General features: G+C 59.1%; 15 protein-coding genes. 7 read left to right on the top strand and 8 right to left on the bottom strand.

Annotated features, from left to right (window positions below; translation table 11 throughout):
* Positions 1 to 10 precede the first annotated feature (10 nt).
* Both tssH and AC0L3J_RS22780 read left to right on the top strand, forming a co-directional pair.
* Positions 11 to 2,650, top strand: coding sequence for a type VI secretion system ATPase TssH (gene tssH, locus AC0L3J_RS22775; protein WP_456766595.1), 2,640 nt, complete (start codon positions 11 to 13; stop codon positions 2,648 to 2,650).
* 5 nt (positions 2,651 to 2,655) lie between these two features.
* Positions 2,656 to 4,242 carry a class I SAM-dependent methyltransferase gene (locus AC0L3J_RS22780; RefSeq protein WP_456769754.1) on the top strand — a complete coding sequence of 529 codons (1,587 nt, stop codon included), beginning with the start codon at positions 2,656 to 2,658 and terminating at the stop codon, positions 4,240 to 4,242.
* Between the two features lie 78 nt (positions 4,243 to 4,320).
* Here the strand turns inward: AC0L3J_RS22780 and AC0L3J_RS22785 are convergent, their stop codons facing one another.
* The 3 genes from AC0L3J_RS22785 to AC0L3J_RS22795 all read right to left on the bottom strand — a co-directional run bounded on the left by AC0L3J_RS22785 (position 4,321) and on the right by AC0L3J_RS22795 (position 8,074).
* The gene (locus tag AC0L3J_RS22785; protein ID WP_456766596.1) at positions 4,321 to 5,220 is read right to left on the bottom strand and encodes a DUF4399 domain-containing protein; all 900 of its coding nucleotides are present in this window, start codon (positions 5,218 to 5,220) and stop codon (positions 4,321 to 4,323) included.
* 119 nt (positions 5,221 to 5,339) lie between these two features.
* Positions 5,340 to 6,566, bottom strand: a complete 1,227-nt coding sequence (locus tag AC0L3J_RS22790) for an OmpA family protein (protein ID WP_456766597.1) — start codon at positions 6,564 to 6,566, stop codon at positions 5,340 to 5,342.
* A 26-nt stretch (positions 6,567 to 6,592) separates the two neighbouring features.
* The gene (locus AC0L3J_RS22795) at positions 6,593 to 8,074 is read right to left on the bottom strand and encodes a caspase family protein (protein ID WP_456766598.1); all 1,482 of its coding nucleotides are present in this window, start codon (positions 8,072 to 8,074) and stop codon (positions 6,593 to 6,595) included.
* A 201-nt stretch (positions 8,075 to 8,275) separates the two neighbouring features.
* Here AC0L3J_RS22795 and AC0L3J_RS22800 point away from each other — a divergent pair, with 201 nt between their 5' ends.
* The 3 genes from AC0L3J_RS22800 to AC0L3J_RS22810 all read left to right on the top strand — a co-directional run bounded on the left by AC0L3J_RS22800 (position 8,276) and on the right by AC0L3J_RS22810 (position 12,096).
* On the top strand, positions 8,276 to 10,063 hold the full coding sequence (locus AC0L3J_RS22800; RefSeq protein ID WP_473348342.1) for an SUMF1/EgtB/PvdO family nonheme iron enzyme: 1,788 nt from the start codon (positions 8,276 to 8,278) through the stop codon (positions 10,061 to 10,063).
* A gap of 303 nt (positions 10,064 to 10,366) precedes the next feature.
* A complete protein-coding gene (locus AC0L3J_RS22805; protein WP_456766600.1) occupies positions 10,367 to 11,395 on the top strand; it encodes a hypothetical protein in 1,029 nt (342 codons plus the stop codon).
* A 260-nt stretch (positions 11,396 to 11,655) separates the two neighbouring features.
* Positions 11,656 to 12,096 (top strand): hypothetical protein, encoded by a 441-nt coding sequence (locus AC0L3J_RS22810; RefSeq protein ID WP_456766601.1) that lies wholly within the window; start codon positions 11,656 to 11,658, stop codon positions 12,094 to 12,096.
* Here the strand turns inward: AC0L3J_RS22810 and AC0L3J_RS22815 are convergent.
* Positions 12,047 to 12,496 (bottom strand): YybH family protein, encoded by a 450-nt coding sequence (locus AC0L3J_RS22815; protein WP_456766602.1) that lies wholly within the window; start codon positions 12,494 to 12,496, stop codon positions 12,047 to 12,049. The genes AC0L3J_RS22810 and AC0L3J_RS22815 overlap by 50 nt on opposite strands.
* Positions 12,497 to 12,953: 457 nt before the next feature.
* Between AC0L3J_RS22815 and AC0L3J_RS22820 the strand changes: the two genes are divergently transcribed.
* Complete coding sequence (locus AC0L3J_RS22820) at positions 12,954 to 14,072, top strand: hypothetical protein (protein ID WP_456766603.1); 1,119 nt, start codon at positions 12,954 to 12,956, stop codon at positions 14,070 to 14,072.
* Positions 14,073 to 14,420: 348 nt separating this feature from the next.
* On the opposite strand, the gene AC0L3J_RS22825 is transcribed toward AC0L3J_RS22820, so the two are convergent.
* The gene (locus AC0L3J_RS22825) at positions 14,421 to 14,924 is read right to left on the bottom strand and encodes a T6SS effector amidase Tae4 family protein (protein ID WP_456766604.1); all 504 of its coding nucleotides are present in this window, start codon (positions 14,922 to 14,924) and stop codon (positions 14,421 to 14,423) included.
* A gap of 355 nt (positions 14,925 to 15,279) precedes the next feature.
* Here AC0L3J_RS22825 and AC0L3J_RS22830 point away from each other — a divergent pair, with 355 nt between their 5' ends.
* The gene (locus tag AC0L3J_RS22830) at positions 15,280 to 17,070 is read left to right on the top strand and encodes an adenylate/guanylate cyclase domain-containing protein (protein WP_456766605.1); all 1,791 of its coding nucleotides are present in this window, start codon (positions 15,280 to 15,282) and stop codon (positions 17,068 to 17,070) included.
* Positions 17,071 to 17,177: 107 nt separating this feature from the next.
* Here the strand turns inward: AC0L3J_RS22830 and AC0L3J_RS22835 are convergent, their stop codons facing one another.
* The 3 genes from AC0L3J_RS22835 to AC0L3J_RS22845 form a co-directional block, all read right to left on the bottom strand.
* A complete protein-coding gene (locus AC0L3J_RS22835) occupies positions 17,178 to 19,322 on the bottom strand; it encodes a winged helix-turn-helix domain-containing protein (RefSeq protein ID WP_473348343.1) in 2,145 nt (714 codons plus the stop codon).
* A 474-nt stretch (positions 19,323 to 19,796) separates the two neighbouring features.
* Positions 19,797 to 20,012, bottom strand: coding sequence for a diguanylate cyclase domain-containing protein (locus AC0L3J_RS22840; RefSeq protein ID WP_456766609.1), 216 nt, complete (start codon positions 20,010 to 20,012; stop codon positions 19,797 to 19,799).
* 65 nt (positions 20,013 to 20,077) lie between these two features.
* Positions 20,078 to 20,653 (bottom strand): hypothetical protein, encoded by a 576-nt coding sequence (locus AC0L3J_RS22845; RefSeq protein WP_456766610.1) that lies wholly within the window; start codon positions 20,651 to 20,653, stop codon positions 20,078 to 20,080.
* Positions 20,654 to 20,770: the final 117 nt, after the last annotated feature.

Below are 20,770 nucleotides of genomic sequence, written 5' to 3' on the forward strand. Positions count from 1 at the left end.
AGGGGCTGCCGTGACCGATATCAGTATTGAAGCCGTAACGGGCAAACTGAACCGCGCCGGTTACGACGCCTTCATACAGGCTCTTCGCCATGCCAAGAGCGCCGGGAACCGCAACGTCGAGCTTGCGCACTGGCTGTTTCATATCCTGCAGCAGGAGCGCACAGACGTAAGCCTCTCGGTGGACCATTATAAGCTCGACCGGGGGCGGTTGCTGTCGGAACTTGCCGGCGCGATCAACGGCTTTCGGAAGAATGAAACAGACATGCCGGGTATCGCCAATCCGGTCATCGATCTCCTCGATCGTGGCTGGCACTACGCCACGCTCTTTTTCGGCGAAACCCAGATCCGCACCGGCCACCTGCTCGTGGCTGGGCTGAAGTCGAACGACATCCGTCGCGCGCTGAACAACCTCTCCCAGGAATTCGCCAAGGTCAACGTCGAAGCATTGGCCGCCGAGCGTCGCGCCATCTGGGCCGGCTCCGACGAGGAGAGCATGCGGCCCATGGACGGCTCGGGTCTTGTAGGCGCTGGCACGGAGGGCGCGGATCAGACCAGCCCGAAAGGCACGACACCGCTCGACCGTTTCTCGCAGGATCTCACGGCGAAGGCCAAATCGGGCGAGATGGACCCGATCTTGGGTCGGGACGAAGAGATTCGCCAGTTGATAGACGTTCTGATGCGAAGGCGGCAAAATAATCCGATTCTTACCGGCGAAGCCGGCGTCGGCAAGACGGCGGTGGTGGAAGGATTCGCGCAACGCATCGCCGCCGGGGACGTGCCGCCGCCGCTGCGCAATGTCCGGCTCTGCGCCCTCGACATCGGCTTGATGCAGGCCGGCGCCTCGATGAAGGGCGAGTTCGAGCAGCGGCTGCGCTCGGTGATCGACGAGGTGCAGAGCTCTCCCACCCCGGTCGTCCTTTTCATCGACGAAGCCCATACCTTAATTGGCGCCGGCGGTGCAGCCGGCACCGGCGACGCGGCAAACCTCCTGAAACCTCCACTCGCCCGTGGCACGCTGCGCACGATCGCAGCTACCACCTGGGCAGAGTATCGCCAGTACATCGAGAAGGACCCGGCGCTCGCGCGACGCTTCCAGCCGATCCAGATCGACGAACCGGATGTCGAGACCTGTTGCGTGATGCTGCGCGGCCTTCTTGGTCCAATGGAAAAGCACCACGGTGTCCGCATTTCCGACGCCGCAATCATTGCAGCCGTCAACCTCTCGCACCGCTACATTCCCTCCCGACAGCTGCCGGACAAGGCCGTCAGCCTGCTCGATACCGCCTCGGCCCGCGTGGCGATCAGCCAGAGCGCCACGCCGGCCCTGATCGAGGACACGCGTGTCGCGATCACGGCTCGCGAAGCTGAGAAATCCGCGCTGGTCAGCGACCGCGATCTGGGCATCGAGGACGGCGAGCGCGTCGCTACGATCGACAGCGATATCGCCGCGTTGAAAGAAAAGCTAACCGCGCTCGAGGCCGACTGGGCCAAGGAGCAGGAGCTCGTCAAGGACATCCGCAGCATTCGTGACATCCTGTCCGAGCCCAAGGAAGATCAAGATTCAGATGCAAAGCGAGCGGAGCTGCGGGGCAAGTTCGAGACGCTGGAGGGGATCAATCCGGAAAAACGGATGGTCTATGCCCATGTGGACCAGCAGTCGGTAGCGTCCGTCGTGTCCGACTGGACCGGCATCCCGGTTGGTCGGATGATGCGGGACGAGATCGAAACCGTGCTGAAGCTGCCGGAGATCCTCAACCGCCGCGTTGTCGGCCAGTCCCACGGGCTGACGATGATCGCCAGACGTATCGAGACCAGCCGCGCCAAGCTGGACAACCCTTCGAAGCCGATCGGCGTTTTCATGCTGGCCGGACCATCCGGGGTCGGAAAGACCGAGACCGCGTTGGCGCTTGCCGAGACGCTCTACGGCGGCGAGCAGAACATGATCACGATCAACATGTCGGAGTTCCAGGAGGCGCATACCGTCTCGACCCTGAAGGGAGCACCTCCCGGTTACGTCGGCTACGGAGAAGGCGGCCGCCTCACCGAGGCGGTCCGGCGCAAGCCATACAGCGTCATCCTGCTCGACGAAGTGGAGAAGGCCCATCCCGACGTCCATGAGATCTTCTTCCAGGTGTTTGACAAGGGAGTCATGGAGGACGGCAACGGGCGACGGATCGACTTTAAGAACACCTTGATCATCCTGACGACCAATGTCGGTACCGATCTGATCATGGGGCTGTCCCGCGATCCAAAGTATCGCAATGAACCGGAAGAGCTCGCGAAAATGCTCAGGCCGGAACTGCTGAAGGTATTTCCGGCGGCTTTGCTCGGGCGTATCGTCTCGATCCCCTACTTCCCGCTCTCGGACGAGATGCTCGGCGGCATCGTCCGGCTGCAGCTCGACCGCATCGGCCGTCGGCTACGCGATAATCACAACGCGGCGTTCAGCTACGACGACACCGTCGTTGAGCACATCGTGTCAAGCTGCAACGATGCGGATTCCGGCGGGCGCATGATCGACAACATCATCACCAACACATTGCTGCCGGAGCTGTCGCGCGAGTTCCTGAGAAAATCGCTTGCCAAGGAAGAGATCAAGCAGACGCGCGTCTCAATCGCGAACGACAAGTTCGCATATTCGTGGAACTGAGCACGATGAATGTTCACACTGAGCATCGCCCTTCGACGACCGGCCCAACACGGTACGACGAGGTCTACTATCCCGGCCACGTCTACGGGCTCACCCACCCCAACCATCTTGCAACGATTGCCACCGTCTACGGCATGCAACCTGCGCCGGTCGAGTGCTGCCGAGTACTGGAGCTCGGCTGCGGCGTCGGCGGAAATCTTCTGCCAATGGCCTTTCAATATCCGGACAGCGAGTTCGTCGGTGTCGACCTGAGCGGCGTGACGATCGAGCGCGGCCAGAAAAATATCGCGACACTTGGCCTGAACAACATCAAGCTCCTCCATTGCGACATCATGAATGTCGATCCAAGCTTCGGACAGTTCGATTACATCATCGCGCACGGCGTGTACTCATGGGTGCCACTGCCCGTGCGTGAGAAGATGATGACGATTTTCAAGCAGAACCTGTCACCGCGCGGGATCTGCTACGTCAGTTACAATGCGCATCCGTTCTCGCACCTCCGCGACATGGCCCGCGACATGATGCGGTATCACACCCGCGGCCTCACCGGCATGAAGGAGAAGGTCGGACAGGCTCGCGCGATCCTGAAGTTCCTGAGCGACGGCTCGAAGGCCAACACGGTTCACGGCGCGATCATGCGGGATCAGTACAACCGCGTTCTCAAGTCTCCCGACGAATTGTTGTTTCACGACGATCTCGACGATGGCGCCACCGCCTTCCTGTTGCACGAAGTCGCAGAGGATGCCGCCCAGTGTGGCTTGCAGTATCTGGGCGATTCCGATTTTTCGCGCCGCTATCTCGCCGGCTACTCCGAGGAGGTCCGTGCCACGCTGCAGCGTTTCCCGGAAAGCGAGTTCATGGCACGCGACCAGTATCAGGATTTCATCGACGGCAACGGCTTCCGGCGCAGCTTGTTTTGCCACGACAATGTTTCCCTCGACCGGCAGATCGACACAGATTTCGTCAGGCGGTACCACCTCTTGAGCACGACCAGCGCCGTCGATCCCGAAGACCGTGTGACAGACGATTCTGCAATGGAATTCGAGATCCAGAACGGCAGCAGGATTACCGTGACCAATCCCCTCCTGAAGGCAGCGCATCTGTGCCTCGGCCGGGCGTGGCCGCGCGCCTTGTCATTCGGCGAGTTGCTACACGGCGCGCGCGCGCTGCTGGATGGCCGTCACGCCGACGATGACGAAGGGGTCCTGACGGATGCGATGTACATCCTGTGCTGCAGCGGCGAGGTCTCCTTCCTGGTATCGCCGCCATTCCTGCTGAAGGAAATTACCGACCGGCCGCAAGCGAGCTTACTGGCCCGTAAACAGTCGCAGACAAGTCCGCACGTCACCAACCTGCTCCACCAAACAGTGCAGTTGGAGGACGATCGAACCCGGCATTTCCTGCAATTGCTCGACGGCCTTCACACTATCGACCAGATCACGGCCGAGATCACCGAAGCATTTGGCTCCAGCATCCGGATCGAACAAAAGGACAAGGACGGAAAGCCAGTAGAGCCGCTGCTGCTTTCAACTCGAGAGAGCGTTGAACGCTCGCTTGCGATGGTCGGCAAGCTGGGCCTGTTGGTCGCCTGAGGCGATCGATCTCAACTCAAAGCGAGACGCGAGACCACTGCGTTGGGCTGCGCGCGTTCGCCTGCCTCCGTCTCGTGCCTAATGATAGTGCGATATTCGGTGATGTTTCCGCGTCGGCGACTTACGACCGCTGGCGGTCACCACAACATTGATAAGCTGCGAGAAAACCGGGGGATCGTGTGGTATGTGATTTTCGTCGGCCAGGATCAGCTGCAGCGTGTGACGACCCAGCGGCAGATTGATTTTGGCTTCGGTTTGACCCGCGCCAAAATGAAGATGGTTGAAATCATTGGGGATCGGCTGATCAAATGGCGGCAGGCTGGTATCGACCAGCAAATGGTGGTGCCCCGTATTCGCCTTTTCGAAGCCGGCGGGAGCAACGCCCATGCCGACCAGGCCGAAACGGACAACAGGCGTTGGCGTGACGTACGCCCCGTCCCCGGGATAGACAAAATAGACTTTCGCTCCGGAGGGCGACGGGTGACGTCCCGAATGCGGCGTGGCCTGGGCCGACGGGACTGCAGTCTGATCGACGACGTGAACATGGATACGATCAGAGAACAGCGGCGGTGACGTCGGCACATGATTCTTGTCGCCCAACAGCAGCTGTAGTGTGTGGTCTCCCGGCGTGAGCGTAACTTCGGCTTCGGTCTGACCTGCACCGAAATGCAGATGATTGAAGTCGCTCGGAATGGGACTGTCCATCGGCGGCAGCTCGGCATCAATCAACAGATGATGGTGACCGGAGTTTCCCTTGTCGGATCCGGCCGGCGCTACGCCCATTCCCTTCAAACCAAAATGAACGGTGAATTTCGTCGGGACGGTCTGCCCGTCCTTGATGTCCACGAAATAGACCGCAGCACCAGCAGGCGAGGTCGTAGGACCGCCGGCGGGCTTTGGCTGTGCATGCGCTGAGCCGAACGCTCCCGCTAAAATCAGGAGGGACGTCGTCATTGCGACCAAGGCTTTCGATACCATGAGAGACCCCCTAAGGCCGATAATTTTGAGCGCGATGCGCTCTGGATTGAAGGAAATGAACGTGGCCAGACAAGACAAAAGTAGAGAGTGCGCGGCAGCGTCGAGAGTTCAATGCGCATTCAGCATCGGTGTACGTTGAAATCGACGCGGCGGTCGATCGCATCGCTCGCGTCATCGCGGCCCGTCCCGACGATCGATTCTCGAGATCCGGCGCCGACCGCCTTCAGCCGGTCAGCCAGGCTGGGAGAAGCACTCTGCAGGAGATCCTTGATGAACTGCGCCCTCAGCACCGACAGGCGTTCATTGATTTGCGCCGGTCCGGTATTTGATGTGTGCCCAACGACATCGATGCAGGAATCGTTCTGCATCGCCTGCGACGCGATCTGACTTAGCCACATCGGGTATGGACCTGTGATATTCTGGTCATCGAGGAACTGCGTCGTGCCCGGCTTGAACAGAAGCCGTACGGACAACTTATTGGCCGTCAGGCCATACTTGACGAGACTGCCAAATGCCTCGGTGGCATCGGTCCGGCGATTAAGCTTCCAGCTGGACAGATAAATACCAGAATGAACACGAAGTTGGTCGCCGCCCGACATTTGCCGGGCCGTCCGGTAGAACGCCAGCGCCTCTCGATAGCGTCTGTCGTCGTATTCGAGGATTGCGTCGCTCACAAATGCCGACGTGGCGATCCTCTCGACATATAGGGGATCGATCGGGTCGCCCGGCTTCGTCCCCTGGCAGGTCTTGATGTAGACGGCGATCGCCGGATCATTGGTCCAGATCGGAGCCTCGGCGAATGCCGGCGTGGGTTCGGCTTTAACGCCGTCGGGTCTTGCCCTCGCAACGCCCTTCGATACGATGCTCTTGCTGCGAAGGTCTGCCAATGCAAGACAGATCCTATAGGCGTCCCGAGCACCGTCAGGTGCACCGGCATTGTTTATGGCCGTAAAGGTCCCGATCAGGACAACAGGAGCGCGGCTCAGGGCCTCGCTGGAAAATGGCAACACGGCGAAGCGGGGATATGACTTGGCTACGAGGTCCTTGATGCGCTCCTGCATCAGGCGGGTTGCAGCTGATTGCGCGCCGGTCGCAGCGTCAATCAACGGATCGATGACGAGTTCAACCTTGTCCGACCCTGCCGGCACCGTAGCCTTGGAAAAGAGATCGTTGGCAGCCCGCAACAGCGCGTCGTCGAAAGCGATCGGCGTGGGCAGTGGCGGCGGAGCCGAAGAGGCTTGTGGCGGCGAAGGCGTTGGCGAGGTCGCCTGCGCATAGCACGCCTGGATGGCCGTCATCAGGAAGCCGATCGCGAAGCAGGTGACGATTGGAGCGCGATCAATCATGTCTGTTCAACCTTGGCTAAAATGAACTAGCGACATTGGCGAAGGGCAGTGCGATCGGATTCCGATATGTCACCCAGTTGCGCACGTGCATTAATCTCCTGGCAACGGGGCGTCGATTTCTGCCGAGTCGGTGTAGGGGCTGCCCGCGAGTCAGCCGCGACCGACGGCAGCCGGGCAGTCTCGATCGCAAGGCGTTGCTCGGCGCGCTCACGATCGGATTGCGCCTTCGACAGTTTCTCCGCCATCGCGCGCTCCAGTGTGGCGCGTTGCTCGGCCAATCTGATCCTGTTTGCCTCGAGTGCCGCCACTTCATTCGCGAGCTGATCACGCCGATCTTTTTCCTCAGCGCCAGGTTCGGGAGGCGAAGGCCTGGACGGTTGCGCGGGGGCGCTCGAACTCAATCGCTTTTCGTCGTCGGCTTGCCTGACCTCGTCGCGCTTACGCAATTGGGCCAATTCTTCGCTGGCTTTTCGGAAGCCGGCTTCGGCCTGCTCCAGATCAACCCGAAGCTGCCGCTCCTTTTCGTTGTATTCGTTGACAAGTCGGTCACGCTCGTTGGCATTCTCGATAGTGTCGATCCGGGCGCGGGCCGCGTCGACAAGGCTGCTCGACGGAAACTTCGTGATGAATGCCTTCAACGTCGCAACGCTCGCGGAAGACAGCGGTCCTATCTTCTTCCATGCGTCCAGATCGCTCTCTTGGGGATTCAAATAGAAATCCCCCAGCAGGGAGACCGAGAGCTCCGGTATTTGTTGCCCGCGCGTCTCACGGTTGACACTGACGGCGACATGCCGGAACAGCGCGCCGACTTCGATCCCCGGTTCCTGCATCTCGCGAACCAGCGCGTTGGTAAACGGACTGTTGCGGCCGATACCATCAGCCGCCACCGCGTTGGCCTGGGTCGCATAGGCGATCAACATGCCCTGAGTCCGGTCGATCCGGGCAAGTCCTCGGGTGATTTCCCCGCCGCGATTGCCGCTGCGTTGGGCTATAGCCTTCGCAAACGGATTGGTCCGGCAGGCATCCAGAACCATAAGTCGCGTCCCCGAGCTATATCCGAGCGCTTCGACCACGTCGTCAAGCTTCACGAGGTCGAATGTCACGATTGAATCGGGATCGACTTGCGCATCGACAGGGACAAGGTAGTTCTGACCTTCAATCTGAAGCCCATGGCCCGAATAATAGAACAACGCAGCATCAGTGCCCCGCAGCTTCTGCGCAAAACGCGCCAATGCAGCGCGCATGCCACGGCCATCGAGATCGCGACCGTCGATGACCTCGAACCCGAGGCGACGCAATTGATCGGAGATGTCGTCAGCATCGTTGCGGCTGTTGCGGAGCAATGTTGCATTGGCATATGCCGCATTGCCTATGACTAGCGCGACACGCCCGTCAGCGCGCGCCTCTTGCGAAAGAAGCAGAGACAGGCACATGGAACAAGCAATCAAGCAAAGTGTGCAAACGAATTTCACGAACGGAGTTCCGCCAAATGGCTTGCCGAGCGGCACCGGTAGTCTGAGACTAGGAGCAATCGCTGAATCTCGCAACTTCTTGTTTCCATTCAGCCAGCGTGTTAGCCTCACCAACATATTTGCACACTGCGCCCGTTCGTTTGCTTCAGGCTGAGCAGACCGCATATGAACCGGAGTTTTGCGCTGATCCAAGTCTGGGGCATTTTGCGTTGATCCAGGTCCAGGGCTGATGAAGCGATGAAACTGTCAGGCATGGGCCGCGCTTTAAAGGTGCTCGTTGTTTTGTGCGCCTTTGCGGCTGGCGCGTTCATCCCACAGCTCTTTTTTCTTTCGGCCGCCCGGGGCCAGAACGCGAGTGCTGCGCAGGCCGACAAGAGGGTCGCTCTCGTTATCGGAAATGGATCTTATCCGCAGTCGCCTGTCCGTACGGCGGTTTCGGACGCGAAAGCGATCGCCGAGCTTTTGAAGGCTGGTGGTTTTGACGTGGTTTATGCGCAGGATGCGCGGCATGCCGATATGGATGCGGCAATCCAACAATTCAGCCAAAAACTGGAACGCGGCGCCACCGCCGTCGTCTACTTCGCCGGTCATGCCATCCAGTATGAAGGCCGCAATTTCCTCATCCCGATCGATGGTACCATTGCATCGGATCTCGACATCCACTCCAACGCGGTGGATGGCGATCTCATTCTCGATCCGTTGATCGTTGCCCGGCCCAGAGGTTCAGCCGTCATCCTTGATGCGGCGAGGAAAAATCCATGGCAGCAAAAAACATCGGTCAAGGCAATTGGGCTCGCCAACGTCAGTCCTATCCAGGGCATCACTCAAGCTTACCCCGCACTCCCCGGGCAGGTCGTGGAGGATCAAAAGGGAGCGCTCAGCCTGTTTGCTGACGAGTTCGTGAAAGCCGCCAAGTCCCCCGGTCGAACCTTCAAGGAAGCATTTGGCCAAACCCGGGCTGCGGTCGCGAAGGGAAGCCGCAACAAGCAACTCCCCTGGGAAGCGTCGCTCGAGGCCGCTGACTTTGTCGTTACAGGCCGCAACGAACCAACAGACACGGCGTCGCGTGCGGTCGCGAGATTGGGCACCCCGCCTGATACGGTGGAACAAGGTTTCTGGGATACGATCAAGAGCAGCAACAACGCGGCCGATTTTCAGGCCTATCTCGATGCCTATCCGAGCGGTCCGTATGCCTCCGAGGCGCGGTCAGGCCTGCAACGCCTTGGCGCGGTAGTCAGCCCGGCAAAGCCGCAAACACCGACTGTGACCAACATGCCCGCGCCGCCGGTCTCGCCGCCGCCGAGGTCTACAATTCGTGACTGTTCCCAATGCCCGGAAATGGTGCTGATACCTTCAGGCAATTTCAACATGGGTTCGACTGAGGTCTTCCCTTTTGAAGGCCCTGTGCATCAGGTGTCGATTCGCAAGCCGTTCTACATCGGTAAGTACGAAGTCACATACGATGAGTGGGACGCCTGTGTCATGGACAGGGGCTGCACCTATCGGCCGGCCGATGCCGGAGCGGGACGCGGCCGCCGTCCCGTCACTGATGTCGATTGGAACGACGCAAAAACCTATGCCGCATGGCTGTCGCAAAAGACTGGGAAGACCTACCGACTGCCAACGGAAAGTGAATGGGAGTACGCCGCCCGAGGCGGCACCAGTTCACCCTATTCTTGGGGCCGGTCAGTGGAGAAGGACCGCGCAAATTGTGCGGGCTGCACCAATGAACCGCACCACGCCACCATGCAGGTTGGATCATTCAAACCAAATGCGTTTGATATTTATGACATGGCCGGCAACGCCGCAGAGTGGGTCGAGGATTGCTGGACCGAGGGCTATCGAGGGACGCCCACTGATGGATCCGCTTCGGTCAAACCGGGTTGTCCCGAGCGGGTGCTTCGGGGCGGCTCGTTTAACAATGACCCGAAATATCTGCGCTCAGCCGCACGGTTTAGATATGATTTCAATGTTCGCTATCAGGCGAATGGATTTCGAGTCGTTCGCGAGAAGGACGGCGACTAGGACGGTGATCGGAGTTTCCCGTCGGCAGGTTCAAACCGCCTTAGCCCAGGCACCGTTGACGTGTGACTCTGACCAGAATTGAGCTGGACCGCCGGCAACTTCATTGAACATTCCGGCATTTGAACCCGTCCCAGTTCGTTAGCCGATTTTCGCACCTACTTCGTGCCGTAGCTCTTCCTGTCGGGCCTGACGACCCAGACGGACCCGACACCATACACTTTCGACTGAGCCGGCGCTTTGATTCAAACCGCCCGCGCGCAAAACTTCGCGTTGACGCGCCGAACCACAACAGGAGAACCGGACATGGCCGCTTTCCAGGAGGTTTTCCGCCGCTCCGGCATCGATGAGCGCCGTAGCCCGCCAGGCGTGGTGGTGCCGTTCGGCGGCTCCAACATCGTGGCCCTGATCGATCCCGGAAGAAAGCTCAAAGTCGATCCTAACGCCCATGCCCTCGCAATCAAGGAGATCGACGGCGCCGATACCCTTAGACGCGTCATGCAGGCCAGAGATGCATTCTCCGCACCCGATATCGATCCGCAGCTCAGGGCGGCGTCACTTCCCGCCACATTCAATGGCGATGCACGGTTTTTCGAAATCAATGGCCGGATCAAGCCGATTGGCTTTCCCGGTCTGGAGGTGGTGGCCCGGTCGGCCGACCGGAAGATCGAAGCCAAGCTCCATGTCGTCGTGCTGCCGGAAATCAAGATCAAGGTGGCGTTCCGCAATGTCATGGTTCCGGGCAGTGGCGGCGCTCCCATGTTTCACGCCAAGAAGCCTTGCAGCGACCAAGATGAATTGCTGACTATGAACAATATATGGAAGCCGCAGGCCAACATCCGCTTCGAGCGAGTGCCAAGCGACTGGCTCTTCATCGACGACGCGCAGACTGCCGTCAAACAGGAGCTCGCCAACGCGGTTGGCATGAAGGATGCGAGTCTGGCGACCTTTCCCGATATGATCGAAGTCGAAAAACTGAAGGGCTTCTTCGCCAAACACAAAGTCCGGGGCGCCCACTTAACCATTTTCTGTGTCGACAAGCTTCTGTCCAATGGCTCCTTCCCGAATGGCTCATTTGCTCGATCGTTAGACCTTGCCTTTATCAGCTCGCAACGCGGGCCTAACACGTCTGCCCATGAAGCCGGGCATTTTCTCGGCTACTACTCGAAGAGCGCGACCAAACCTTGGGACAGCAACGGCCACACACTGGAGACCGATCCAAAAACCGGAAAAGAAAACAGGACGGAGGACATCAAGATGCTGATGCGCGACGGAGGCGCCGGGTGGAAAATTCCGTTTAATCTCGTCAAGGAGTTCCGCGACTTCCCCGGTTAGCATCCGAAGAACGGACAGAAGCCGGACGTCACGCTAGACGTTGAATAGCACCTTTGGGTCAACAGCACCGATCCGGCAAAACGGTCAAAGAACAACGGCCTTGTTGGGATGAAAAGACACAAGCTTCCTTTGCAGAGCGGGACTGTTTCGACGTTTACATTCACCAGCGTAACGAAGGTGACCGGCTTCGGCAAAAGCACCACTCAAAACACCGCTGGTACCCGTGGATACGAGATCTCCGGCTTGCTGGTCTACCCACCATGGCAGGCGAGCTGAAGGTCGATGAGAGCGACGGCGACTTCGGGCTTTGGTTCTATCACTCCTACGGCCGCGCCAACGAAGCTCGGCAACCGCTTCTGGAAATCTGGGTCAGTGACCGCGACTACAGCATCCGCGCGGCCATCGCGAGTGCTCACCAGGCTGCCGTCATCAGTGGGCACAAGCGGCTCACTGGTCAGGTTCTGGAAGCGCAAAGGGACGGAATTTTCACGCTCGAGGAAGCCGCAGCTGGCTGCTCCTCCGATAGGCGCTATCCATTGAACGGCATGTATGTGTGGGAGCAGTTCGAATCCGTGCATTTGCCGAGATGGGCGCTTCCCACGCCGAATGAACGTTTTTTGTCAGATGGAATGCCGGACTGGTACGATCGTTTCACGCGCTCGAGACCCGCTGGATTCGCGTTCGAGAGTGCCTATCTATGATCTTCGGCTGTCCATCTTCGCTGGTAAGTATGGATGAGTAATATCCGCGAAACGCCCTGTCTCCCACCTTGGCCTGCCATTTTCCAGCATTAAAGACGAACGAGCCCTCGGCGCGAGAGAGGGTTCTTTGGACCGAATAATCATGCAGTCCGAGCTTGAGGGCGTCGCTGAAACTTTGGCGAATGGCGTTCCTGCCTTGAAAGATGCCGCTGGGCGTTACTCGCACGGCGTTCTCTGTGAATGTCGCGGCCATGGTGCTCAGATCGCCGCGATTGTACGCTTCTGAAAAATGCTTATGCATCTCGTCCATGGCGGCAGCATCGAGAGTTTCTCCCGCGATCAAGATGCGCGGAGTGGCGAGCAGCAGGCAAAGGACAAAAGTCGCTGATCTGAACGCCATGTTCCCTCCGTTGGCTGTTCCGTCCGACAACGAGCATTGCCTTAGCGTACACGATGCGTGGAGTGTCGGGCCTTCAAAGGTCTATTATAGGTCACAAGCCGTCCTCCGCCGGCTGCGCGCGGCAGGTCAGCTATGGGCCAACAACGGAAGTCACTGGTCCGGCGTAGCTGGTAGTGACGCTGGAGAACTCACCCTCAAAGCTGGCAGCGGCGGGATCAACCATCAGCCATTTCGTCTTGGCTGAGGCGGTGATCACTGCGTGTGCGCCTGCCCTGCGGCATTGACGACGACAATTCGCGAGGCTCGCGATGCCCCGATTGCAAGTAAGGCGAAACTGCCCGCGTGCTCATCTAAAGGAGAAATCAAGCTGTCCTCAATCTCGAATCAAGCTCAACCGGAGTCTTTCTGTCACGGTTGATGCTATGTCAGCATAGGAAAAAATTACGCGGGAAATACGATGTCGGTAGGCTTCACCGAGTTCAGAGGCAACATCCACAACTCGTTTGACGTGCTCCAGTGGATCAAACAAAACGTTCCGTGTTTCACAGGGATGGTTCCTAGAGAGTGGACACAGGCGGTCTACGCCGAAAGCCGCCCGCGCGGCATAAACTATGCGGTTGCTCGACAGGCTATGATCTGGGCGTCTCAGTCTGGCTACCGGTTCGACTTCTCGAGCCCCCCGGTCCCAACAGACCCGGTCGTACACATGTCGAAGGCCCAGAAACTATCAGCAGGAATCGCACATTCCCTGAAGTATCTGCCGGCGAATCTCAAGTCCGTCGGTGAGGCGTTGCTGGAGCCCAAGGCGCTGGCGATCATGGTGGGCACGCTCCTTGCCTGGGCCGCGTCGCATGCCTTCGGGATCGGAGAGGTCATCGATTTGGTCCTGCTGGGCATTGGCGTCCTGTCGGTGGGCTTTTCGATATTCTCGGGCGCGGGCGCGTTAGTTGACTTCGTCGAAACCGCGCTCGATGCGAGTACGAATGAAGATCTCGACGAGGCCGGCCAGCACTTCGCCCGCGCCCTCGTCGTTCTCGGAATAGCGACTATCCAGGCCCTGCTGCTTCGCGGGCCGATAAAAGCCGCCCGAGCCCGCTACGCCGCACCAGCGAGGGTCGGAGCTCCGCCACCGCCCGGAACGCCTCCATCCACCACGTACAAACCAACGCTGCCAAACAATGCGTTGGGGTCAACGGACGCGTATGGAAATATCAAGGTCTCACTGCAGCAGTCAGCCGCTTCTGCGAAAGAAACTCTGCTGCATGAACTGGTCCACCGCTTCTTCTCGCCTCGCCTCGCGCTGCTGCGACGATTTCGGGCACAGCTGAATATCGACGCATACGCGCGGTCGTGGCTGCTGAGATACCTCGAGGAGATGCTGGCAGAAGGCTTTGCGCAACTTAAAGCCAACGGAGTGCTGTCGACATTCAAGGCGCTCTACTTTCCAATCACCGCAGGCTACGTGACGTTGTCAGAGGTTATAACCGAGGGGACCGTGATCGGCACGATCACGCTTGCCGGCAGACGAATTTACGTACTCGTTTCGACAGGCAAGATTCCGGCGGATGCACAGTGATCAGCCTCGCTTTCGAGCCGCTGGCTCGACTGTACAACAGACCCGCGAGAAACTCCCGCCGCCTCATGCCAGTCCCCAAACTATCGCAACGGATGCTGCCAGCAGGGCCGCCCTCAATGGAAGGGGCCGAAAGTGTGACTATTGCTCTTCACGGTTCGATGACAGCCGATGTCTCAGTTGGGTCAAAAGCGGCCTTTCGGCATCCCGGCTGCTTACTTCCGGTTCAGCACCGAAAGCGGACATAACCGGTGCCGGTCGGGAGGTCCGAGGTGGGCCAGTTCCGGACAAGGTGTTGCAGGCATAAGCCGGCTGCCCACTAGCCGATATTACCCTGTGCTTTTCACTAAGTTACGAATTGAGGTCCCAAAAAAAGACTCTGTCGTTTGTCACTGCCGAATACCAACTGCCAAAGTACAAGTCAGCGTCGTGTATCTGCCCATTCACCCAGATGTCAGTATGGCCGATGGTACTCGTGTCCGTTGGCTCAAATATGATCACTCCGTTCCGGCTCCCTATTTTAGATGTGTTCGGAAACATCTGTCCGGCGCCATATCTATTATTGAGGTACTGCCGAAGATCGAGAGTCGAAAAAATATACTCCCAACCGTCGTCGTCTATAAGAAACCGAACTTTCTTGACGAGCACGCCACCTTTTCCGTAGTCCCCATCGCAATTGATATAGTGACCATCGACATGGTTGAACGCCCAACTGATTTTCGAGGCGCACGTATTCTTGTGCCCTGGTTCGTCGTGGAACTTCTTTATGGAGCCGTTGATCATCGTTTTGAATTCGTCCGTCATACTTGGATGGTTAGCCAGCAACGTGCTGTAGCCTATGTTGATAAAGCCCATGATTTGCCCTTACCGTTGAACCCTTAGCGTCGCGGTATCCGATGAGAGAGGTATGCGTGCGCACACTGTGGCATCTTGCCTTGGCCATTGAACGGGTCAACAGCTTTTGCCGAAGTAGGGTGTTCGTTTCGCGCCAACTAACCGGCCGCTGTCGCGTTCGCAAGCATCTGGAACGCCGGGAAGCAGACATGGCCTGACTTCGCTTGTGGGTCACAAGCGGTCCTTGACCGGATGCGCGCGGCAGGTCGGCTTTGGGCCAACAACCGACATCATCTCGGATGGGAATCCCGTCAAAACGCGTTTGGCACTCACCTCTGATCCGTCGTACGGTATGCTGTAGGTCGGATTGCATGCCATGGTGGAAGAGCGGCCAGTCCGGGTTGAGCGCAGGTTGGCGGCAATATTGGCCGCTGACGTGGCTGGCTATTCCCGGCTGATGCACCACGACGAAGAGGGGACGCATTCGAAACTGACCGCCCTCCTAGCAGAAAATGTTGAGCCCGCGATTGCGGAACACGGCGGCCGCGTCGTGAAGAACACCGGCGACGGGTTCTTGGCCGAGTTTCCGAGCGCGGTCAAAGCGGTCCGAGCTGCTATTCAATTCCAGACCCGCATCAAGGAACTTACCATCGGTGAGGTTGAAGACAGGTGTATTGCCTTCCGCGTGGGCATCAATATCGGCGACGTAATCGTCGAGCCCCATGATGTCTTTGGAGACGGCGTTAACATTGCGGCGCGGCTTGAGAGCATCGCAGAGCCCGGCGGCATCTGCATCTCGTCTTCTGCCTACGATTACGTTCGAGGCAAGGTCGCGGTTGAGTTCTTCGATCTGGGCGAGCAGAATCTCAAGAACATTGCCCTTCCGGTCCGAGCTTATGCGGTGGTCCCGGACAGGCCCAGCCGAGCGGCACAAGCTGAGCGCACCAGGTCGGGCCCACTTTCGCCGCCTCGCCTTTCCATCGTTGTGCTGCCGTTCGCCAACCTTAGCGGTGACCCGGAGCAAGATTACTTTGTCGATGGTGTCACTGAGAGCCTGACCACTGACCTGTCGCGCATCAGCGGCTCGTTCGTCATCGCCCGCAACAGCGCCTTCTCATACAAGGGCAAATCAAACGACGTACGCGAGATCGGGCGGGAGTTGAATATCCGCTATGTGCTTGAAGGCTCAGTACAGCGTCGTGGCAAGCGGCTTCGGGTGAACGTGCAGCTAATTGACGCCGAGAGCGCAAGAACTCTTTGGGCGGAGCGCTTCGAGAAGCCCGTCGCCGATCTTTTCGATATGCAGGACGAAATCGTATCGAGGCTCGCCCGCACATTAGATGCCCAACTCATCGTAGCCGAGGCACGACGAGCGGAGCGTTCGTCCCATCCCGATGCGATGGATCTATATTTCCAGGGCATGGCTTCCATATTTATGGGGCCGACCCCCGAGTACCTGACTCAGGCGCGCGGTTTTTTCGAACAGGCCTTAGCCATCGATCAACGAAGTATCGAGGCAATGGTCGGCATGGCATTTGTCGATGTGACCATCGGGGCCGACCTGTTAACGGACAACCGAGCCCCGCTCTTTTCGGCAGCCGAAACGTATGCGATCAAAGCGCTTTCATTGGCCCCGGACCATGCACAAGCCCACCTGGTCTTGGGTTATGTCTACATTTTTACAAACCGCGCTGCCCGAGGGATCGCTGAATGCGAACATGCGTTAGTACTCAATGCCAATTTGGCCAACGCTCATAGCGCTATCGGATTGGCCAAAATGTTTACCGGTCGCGCTGCTGAGACCGAAGGCCATATACTCGAGGCCCTCCGTCTCTCCCCCCGGGATATCGCTGCCTATTGGTGGTTCTATTGTGTGGGCATGGCCAAGCTGCAGCTCTGTGCGGATGCCGAAGCTGCTGGTTGGCTAAGACGAAGCATTGAAGCCAACCGCAATTATCCTCTCGCCCATTTATATTTGGCCGCTGCCTTGGGCTTACTCGGCGCGCTGGATGAGGCGCGAACCGCCGCAAAGGTGGGACTTTCGCTCAACCCGGGCTTTACCGTCAATCGCTTGCGCGCCGCCAAATCAAGCGATGATCCGACTTACCTTGCCTGGCGCGAGCGGGTGTATGCAGGCTTGCGCCTCGTAGGGGTGCCGGAGGGGTGATGTCCGAATTGGGTCACAAGCGGTCCTGGACCAACTGCGGGTGGCAGGTCAGCTAGGGGCCAAAACCGGAAGTGCTTCACTGGGTCGTGAGACCTCATTGCCGATCGTTATTCCGGCAGTCCGGCCCGACGCAATCCTTCTTCGTATCGCGACACGTTCTCGGCCTTTTGATAAGGCCCCAAGCTGTCTGTCAAACTGGAAACAAGCAGCTTCGGATTTAGGCCCCGCAGCCTGGCCACCGAACGCCGTGCCTGCTCCAGACGACCGGCCACTGCATTGCTTGCGGCAGCGATACGTAAAGCGGGTTGAAAATCTGGACTGTCCAGCAATGCCATTGCAGCCCAGCCTGCCGCCTCGTCGTAATGGCCCGCGAAGAAATGTGCGTGGGCGACGCCGCTTCGTATCCCGCTCATCCGAGGATCGAGCGGGTCCAAGCGCATGGCGCGTGCGAAGCGCTCGATCGACGCTTCGGGCTGCCCGAGCCAGCTCTTCACCCATCCGCTGAAACGCCAAGCCTCTGCCAAATTGGAGTTGAGCACAAGCGCCCGATCCATCAAGTCAGCGGCTGCGGCGAGATCGCGAACGACAAACGCTAAAGCCCACCCGCTCGCGGCAAGCGCGATCGCATCGTCTCTCCCCAGTTCAATCGCTTTCCGAGCGAGTCGCTTCACCTCGGCAATCTCGTTTGGCGTGACCGCAATCCATCCGTCGGCCTTGGAACGGGCGTAACAAGAGGCGGCGCGACCGTAGGCAGATGCAAAGTCTGGATCGAGTTCGATCGCACGGTAGAACAGGCGCAAGGCTTCTTCGTTCGCTTGCCGGCTCGCAAACTGATACACCTTGGCCATCCCGCGCAAATATAGCGCATAGGCATCCAGACTCGGCTTTGGCTTGCGCCTCGCGCGCTCGATCTCCGCCTTTTCGACGGCCGATGCGATGGCGCTGACGACCCTCTCGGTGACTTGATCCTGCAGGCCAAATATATCGCGGTGGCTGCCATCGACCCGATTGGCCCACAGATGTGCTCCAGAGGTGGTATCGATCAGCTGTCCCGTGATCCGTACCCGGTCAGCGGCTTTGCGAACGCTTCCTTCCAGGACATAGCGCACACCAAGCTCGCGCCCGATCTGTTTCACGTCGACCGCGCGCCCCCTGTAGGTGAAGCTCGAGTTCCGCGCTATGACGAAGAGCGCTTTGAAGTGGGACAACGCCGTGATGATGTCGTCGACCATTCCATCAGCGAAGAAGTCCTGCGCGGGATCGGCGCTTAGGTTGACAAAGGGCAGAACGGCGATCGAAGGCCTGTCGGGTAGCGCGAGGTTGCCTGCCGACGGATCGATCTGGTCGTCGTCGCGTGACACGGGTCCTTCAAGCAAATAGCCTCGCTTGGGCAGCGTCTTGATGATCTCTTGGGCGGGACGGCCGATCGCGAGGCGAATGTCGCTGATGCAGCGGGTCAGCGACTCCTCGCTGACCGTGACGTTCGGCCAGATGGCCGCGATCAATTCTTCCTTGGTAACCGTCCGTCCGGCGCGCTCGGCGAGATAGCGCAGCACTTCAAAGCTCTTGGGCCGCAGACCGCTCCTCATCGAGCAAGTTGAAGCCCGATCTGTCCGTTTCCACCAACCGTTCCCCGCGCAGAGCTTGAAGGGTACGGTTCGTATGGACCACTGAAAGTCCCAAACAATCGCCAAGGTCAATTTGAGTGATGGGCAAGCTAAACTCTCCCCCCCCCGAGTGCGCCCGATTGCTTGAAGCCGCTCGTGCACTTCCATCAACAGGTGAGCCATTCGCTGCAGCGCGGGCCGCCGCCCGACATTCACGATCCATTCGCGGAAGATAGAACCATCGATCAGCGTCTCTCGCCACAAGGCAGCGGCCAGGTGCGGGTGTCGTGCCGTCACTTCCGTCAGCTCGGTTTGCGAAATGAACCCCAGCGTGCAAGGCGAAAGGCTGACCAGATCGTGGTCCATGATCCCGAGGTGAAGGCTTCGAAGGTCAGGTATGTCACCGGGAATATGCAAGGACAGGACTTGTCGCTCTCCGTCGGCGGTGGTTTTCGAGCGGAAGGCAAACCCCTCAACGATCAAGCAGCACTCGCCCGGACGAACGCCATCCGCGACAATAATTTCACGGGCGCCGAGATGCCGCTCACGAATGCGCAGGCCCTGAATGGCGCGGATGTCCTCGCCATCCAGATGGTTCGACACAGCGAGTTTGGTAATGAGCGCTGACGCAAGATTTGCCGGCATCGGATCACCCTCGTGCGACCTGAATGACGACACGCCACTCCCGGCCTGATAGGCGGGAGCCCGCTTGAACTCTCAGCGCCGGCGCCCAACGGTATCTGCCGGCGATAGAAACTAACTTAGCCGGAAAGAAACAGGTCCTGTGCGCCTCAGACGGTACTTTTGGCCAGTTTAGCGCCAGCGCATTGATCCAAGTTAAGAAAGCGCCGCAACAACTGCGTGAACGACCATGGATCCGCAGCGCTAAGTCGGATGCCGGATCCTGCTTCATTCGCGTTCGGCAGCCCAGGTCTCGACCTCTTCCGGCACCGTCGGGCACGGGGATCGCCTTCGGGTGGATGGCGCTCAGGCGCCTGGGCTCATGCGGTCTTTGCGCCGGGCCAAGGGATAACCTGACCTGCACACACAGCCGATCGCGACCGCTTTCCTTGGCCGCATAGAGCGCCCGGTCTGCTGTCGCGACAAGGGCATCTTCGGTCATACCTTGGATGGGGTGTTGGTGGTGCCTCCGAGGCTGACCGTGACGAGCTTGGAAGGAAGATTTAGAGCGTGCAGCATGCTGAGTTCGCGCAACGCCTTCCGAACTCGCTCACTCACCTCGCCGCATCCCTCCGCGCCGGTGTTGGGCAGCAAAAGCGCGAACTCCTCGCCGCCGTACCGAGCTGCCAACACAATCCCAGCGAAAGCAGACATCAGGGCGGCTGAGGCGCTCTTTGGCAACGGAGCAATAGGGAGGGTGACGTATCAGCTTCCACAGGTCAGTTCGTACGCCGGACGCGGAGCTTCCGAAAATGCCCATCAGTGCCGTTGTCGACATAGAGCCCAACGCTGCCGTGCGCGTCCGGTCCGTGCTTCAGATCGTTGACGATCAAAGCTGGTTGCGAAGCATCGCCCACAAACAGCCTTGCGGTGTTATCTTTTACCTCGATGCGCACCGGCGTCCATTCGCCCGGACTCAAGTCGACGTAGGACTCGTATTGGCCCGGCGCCTCGCGGCGGAGGCGAGCAAAGTCGTAACCTGGATAGGCGAAGTACTGCGTTGAGTGATTGCGCCGAACTTGGTCCTCCGCACGGCCGTTGGTCGGGCGCACGTAAATGCCCTCGGTGGCAAAGGACCCATCACTTGTCTGAACCCGAAACACCACCCCGACGAATCCGCGCGCTCCTGGAGGCGCGTCAGGAAGCGGGCTACCGGCAAGTTCGATCTCGATGGTGCCGTTATGAAAGTCAAAGCTGGGCACGAAAGCAAAGGTGTCTATGTCCGGAGCAGCGCCCGAGACAAGGCGGCGAACCTCGAGCGCCGGACTGCCCCGGTAATCGACCGCCTTCACCAAGACGTTTCGTGCCGCAACCTGTGCCGCGTCATCGAGGGGGAGAAAGAACTCGGGCCCTCCTAAAGAAGACGCGTCAATCGCGGTTAATGCGGCCGCAGTGCAAGCAATGACACTCAC

It is taken from the genome of Bradyrhizobium sp. Kon37, from assembly GCF_055807535.1.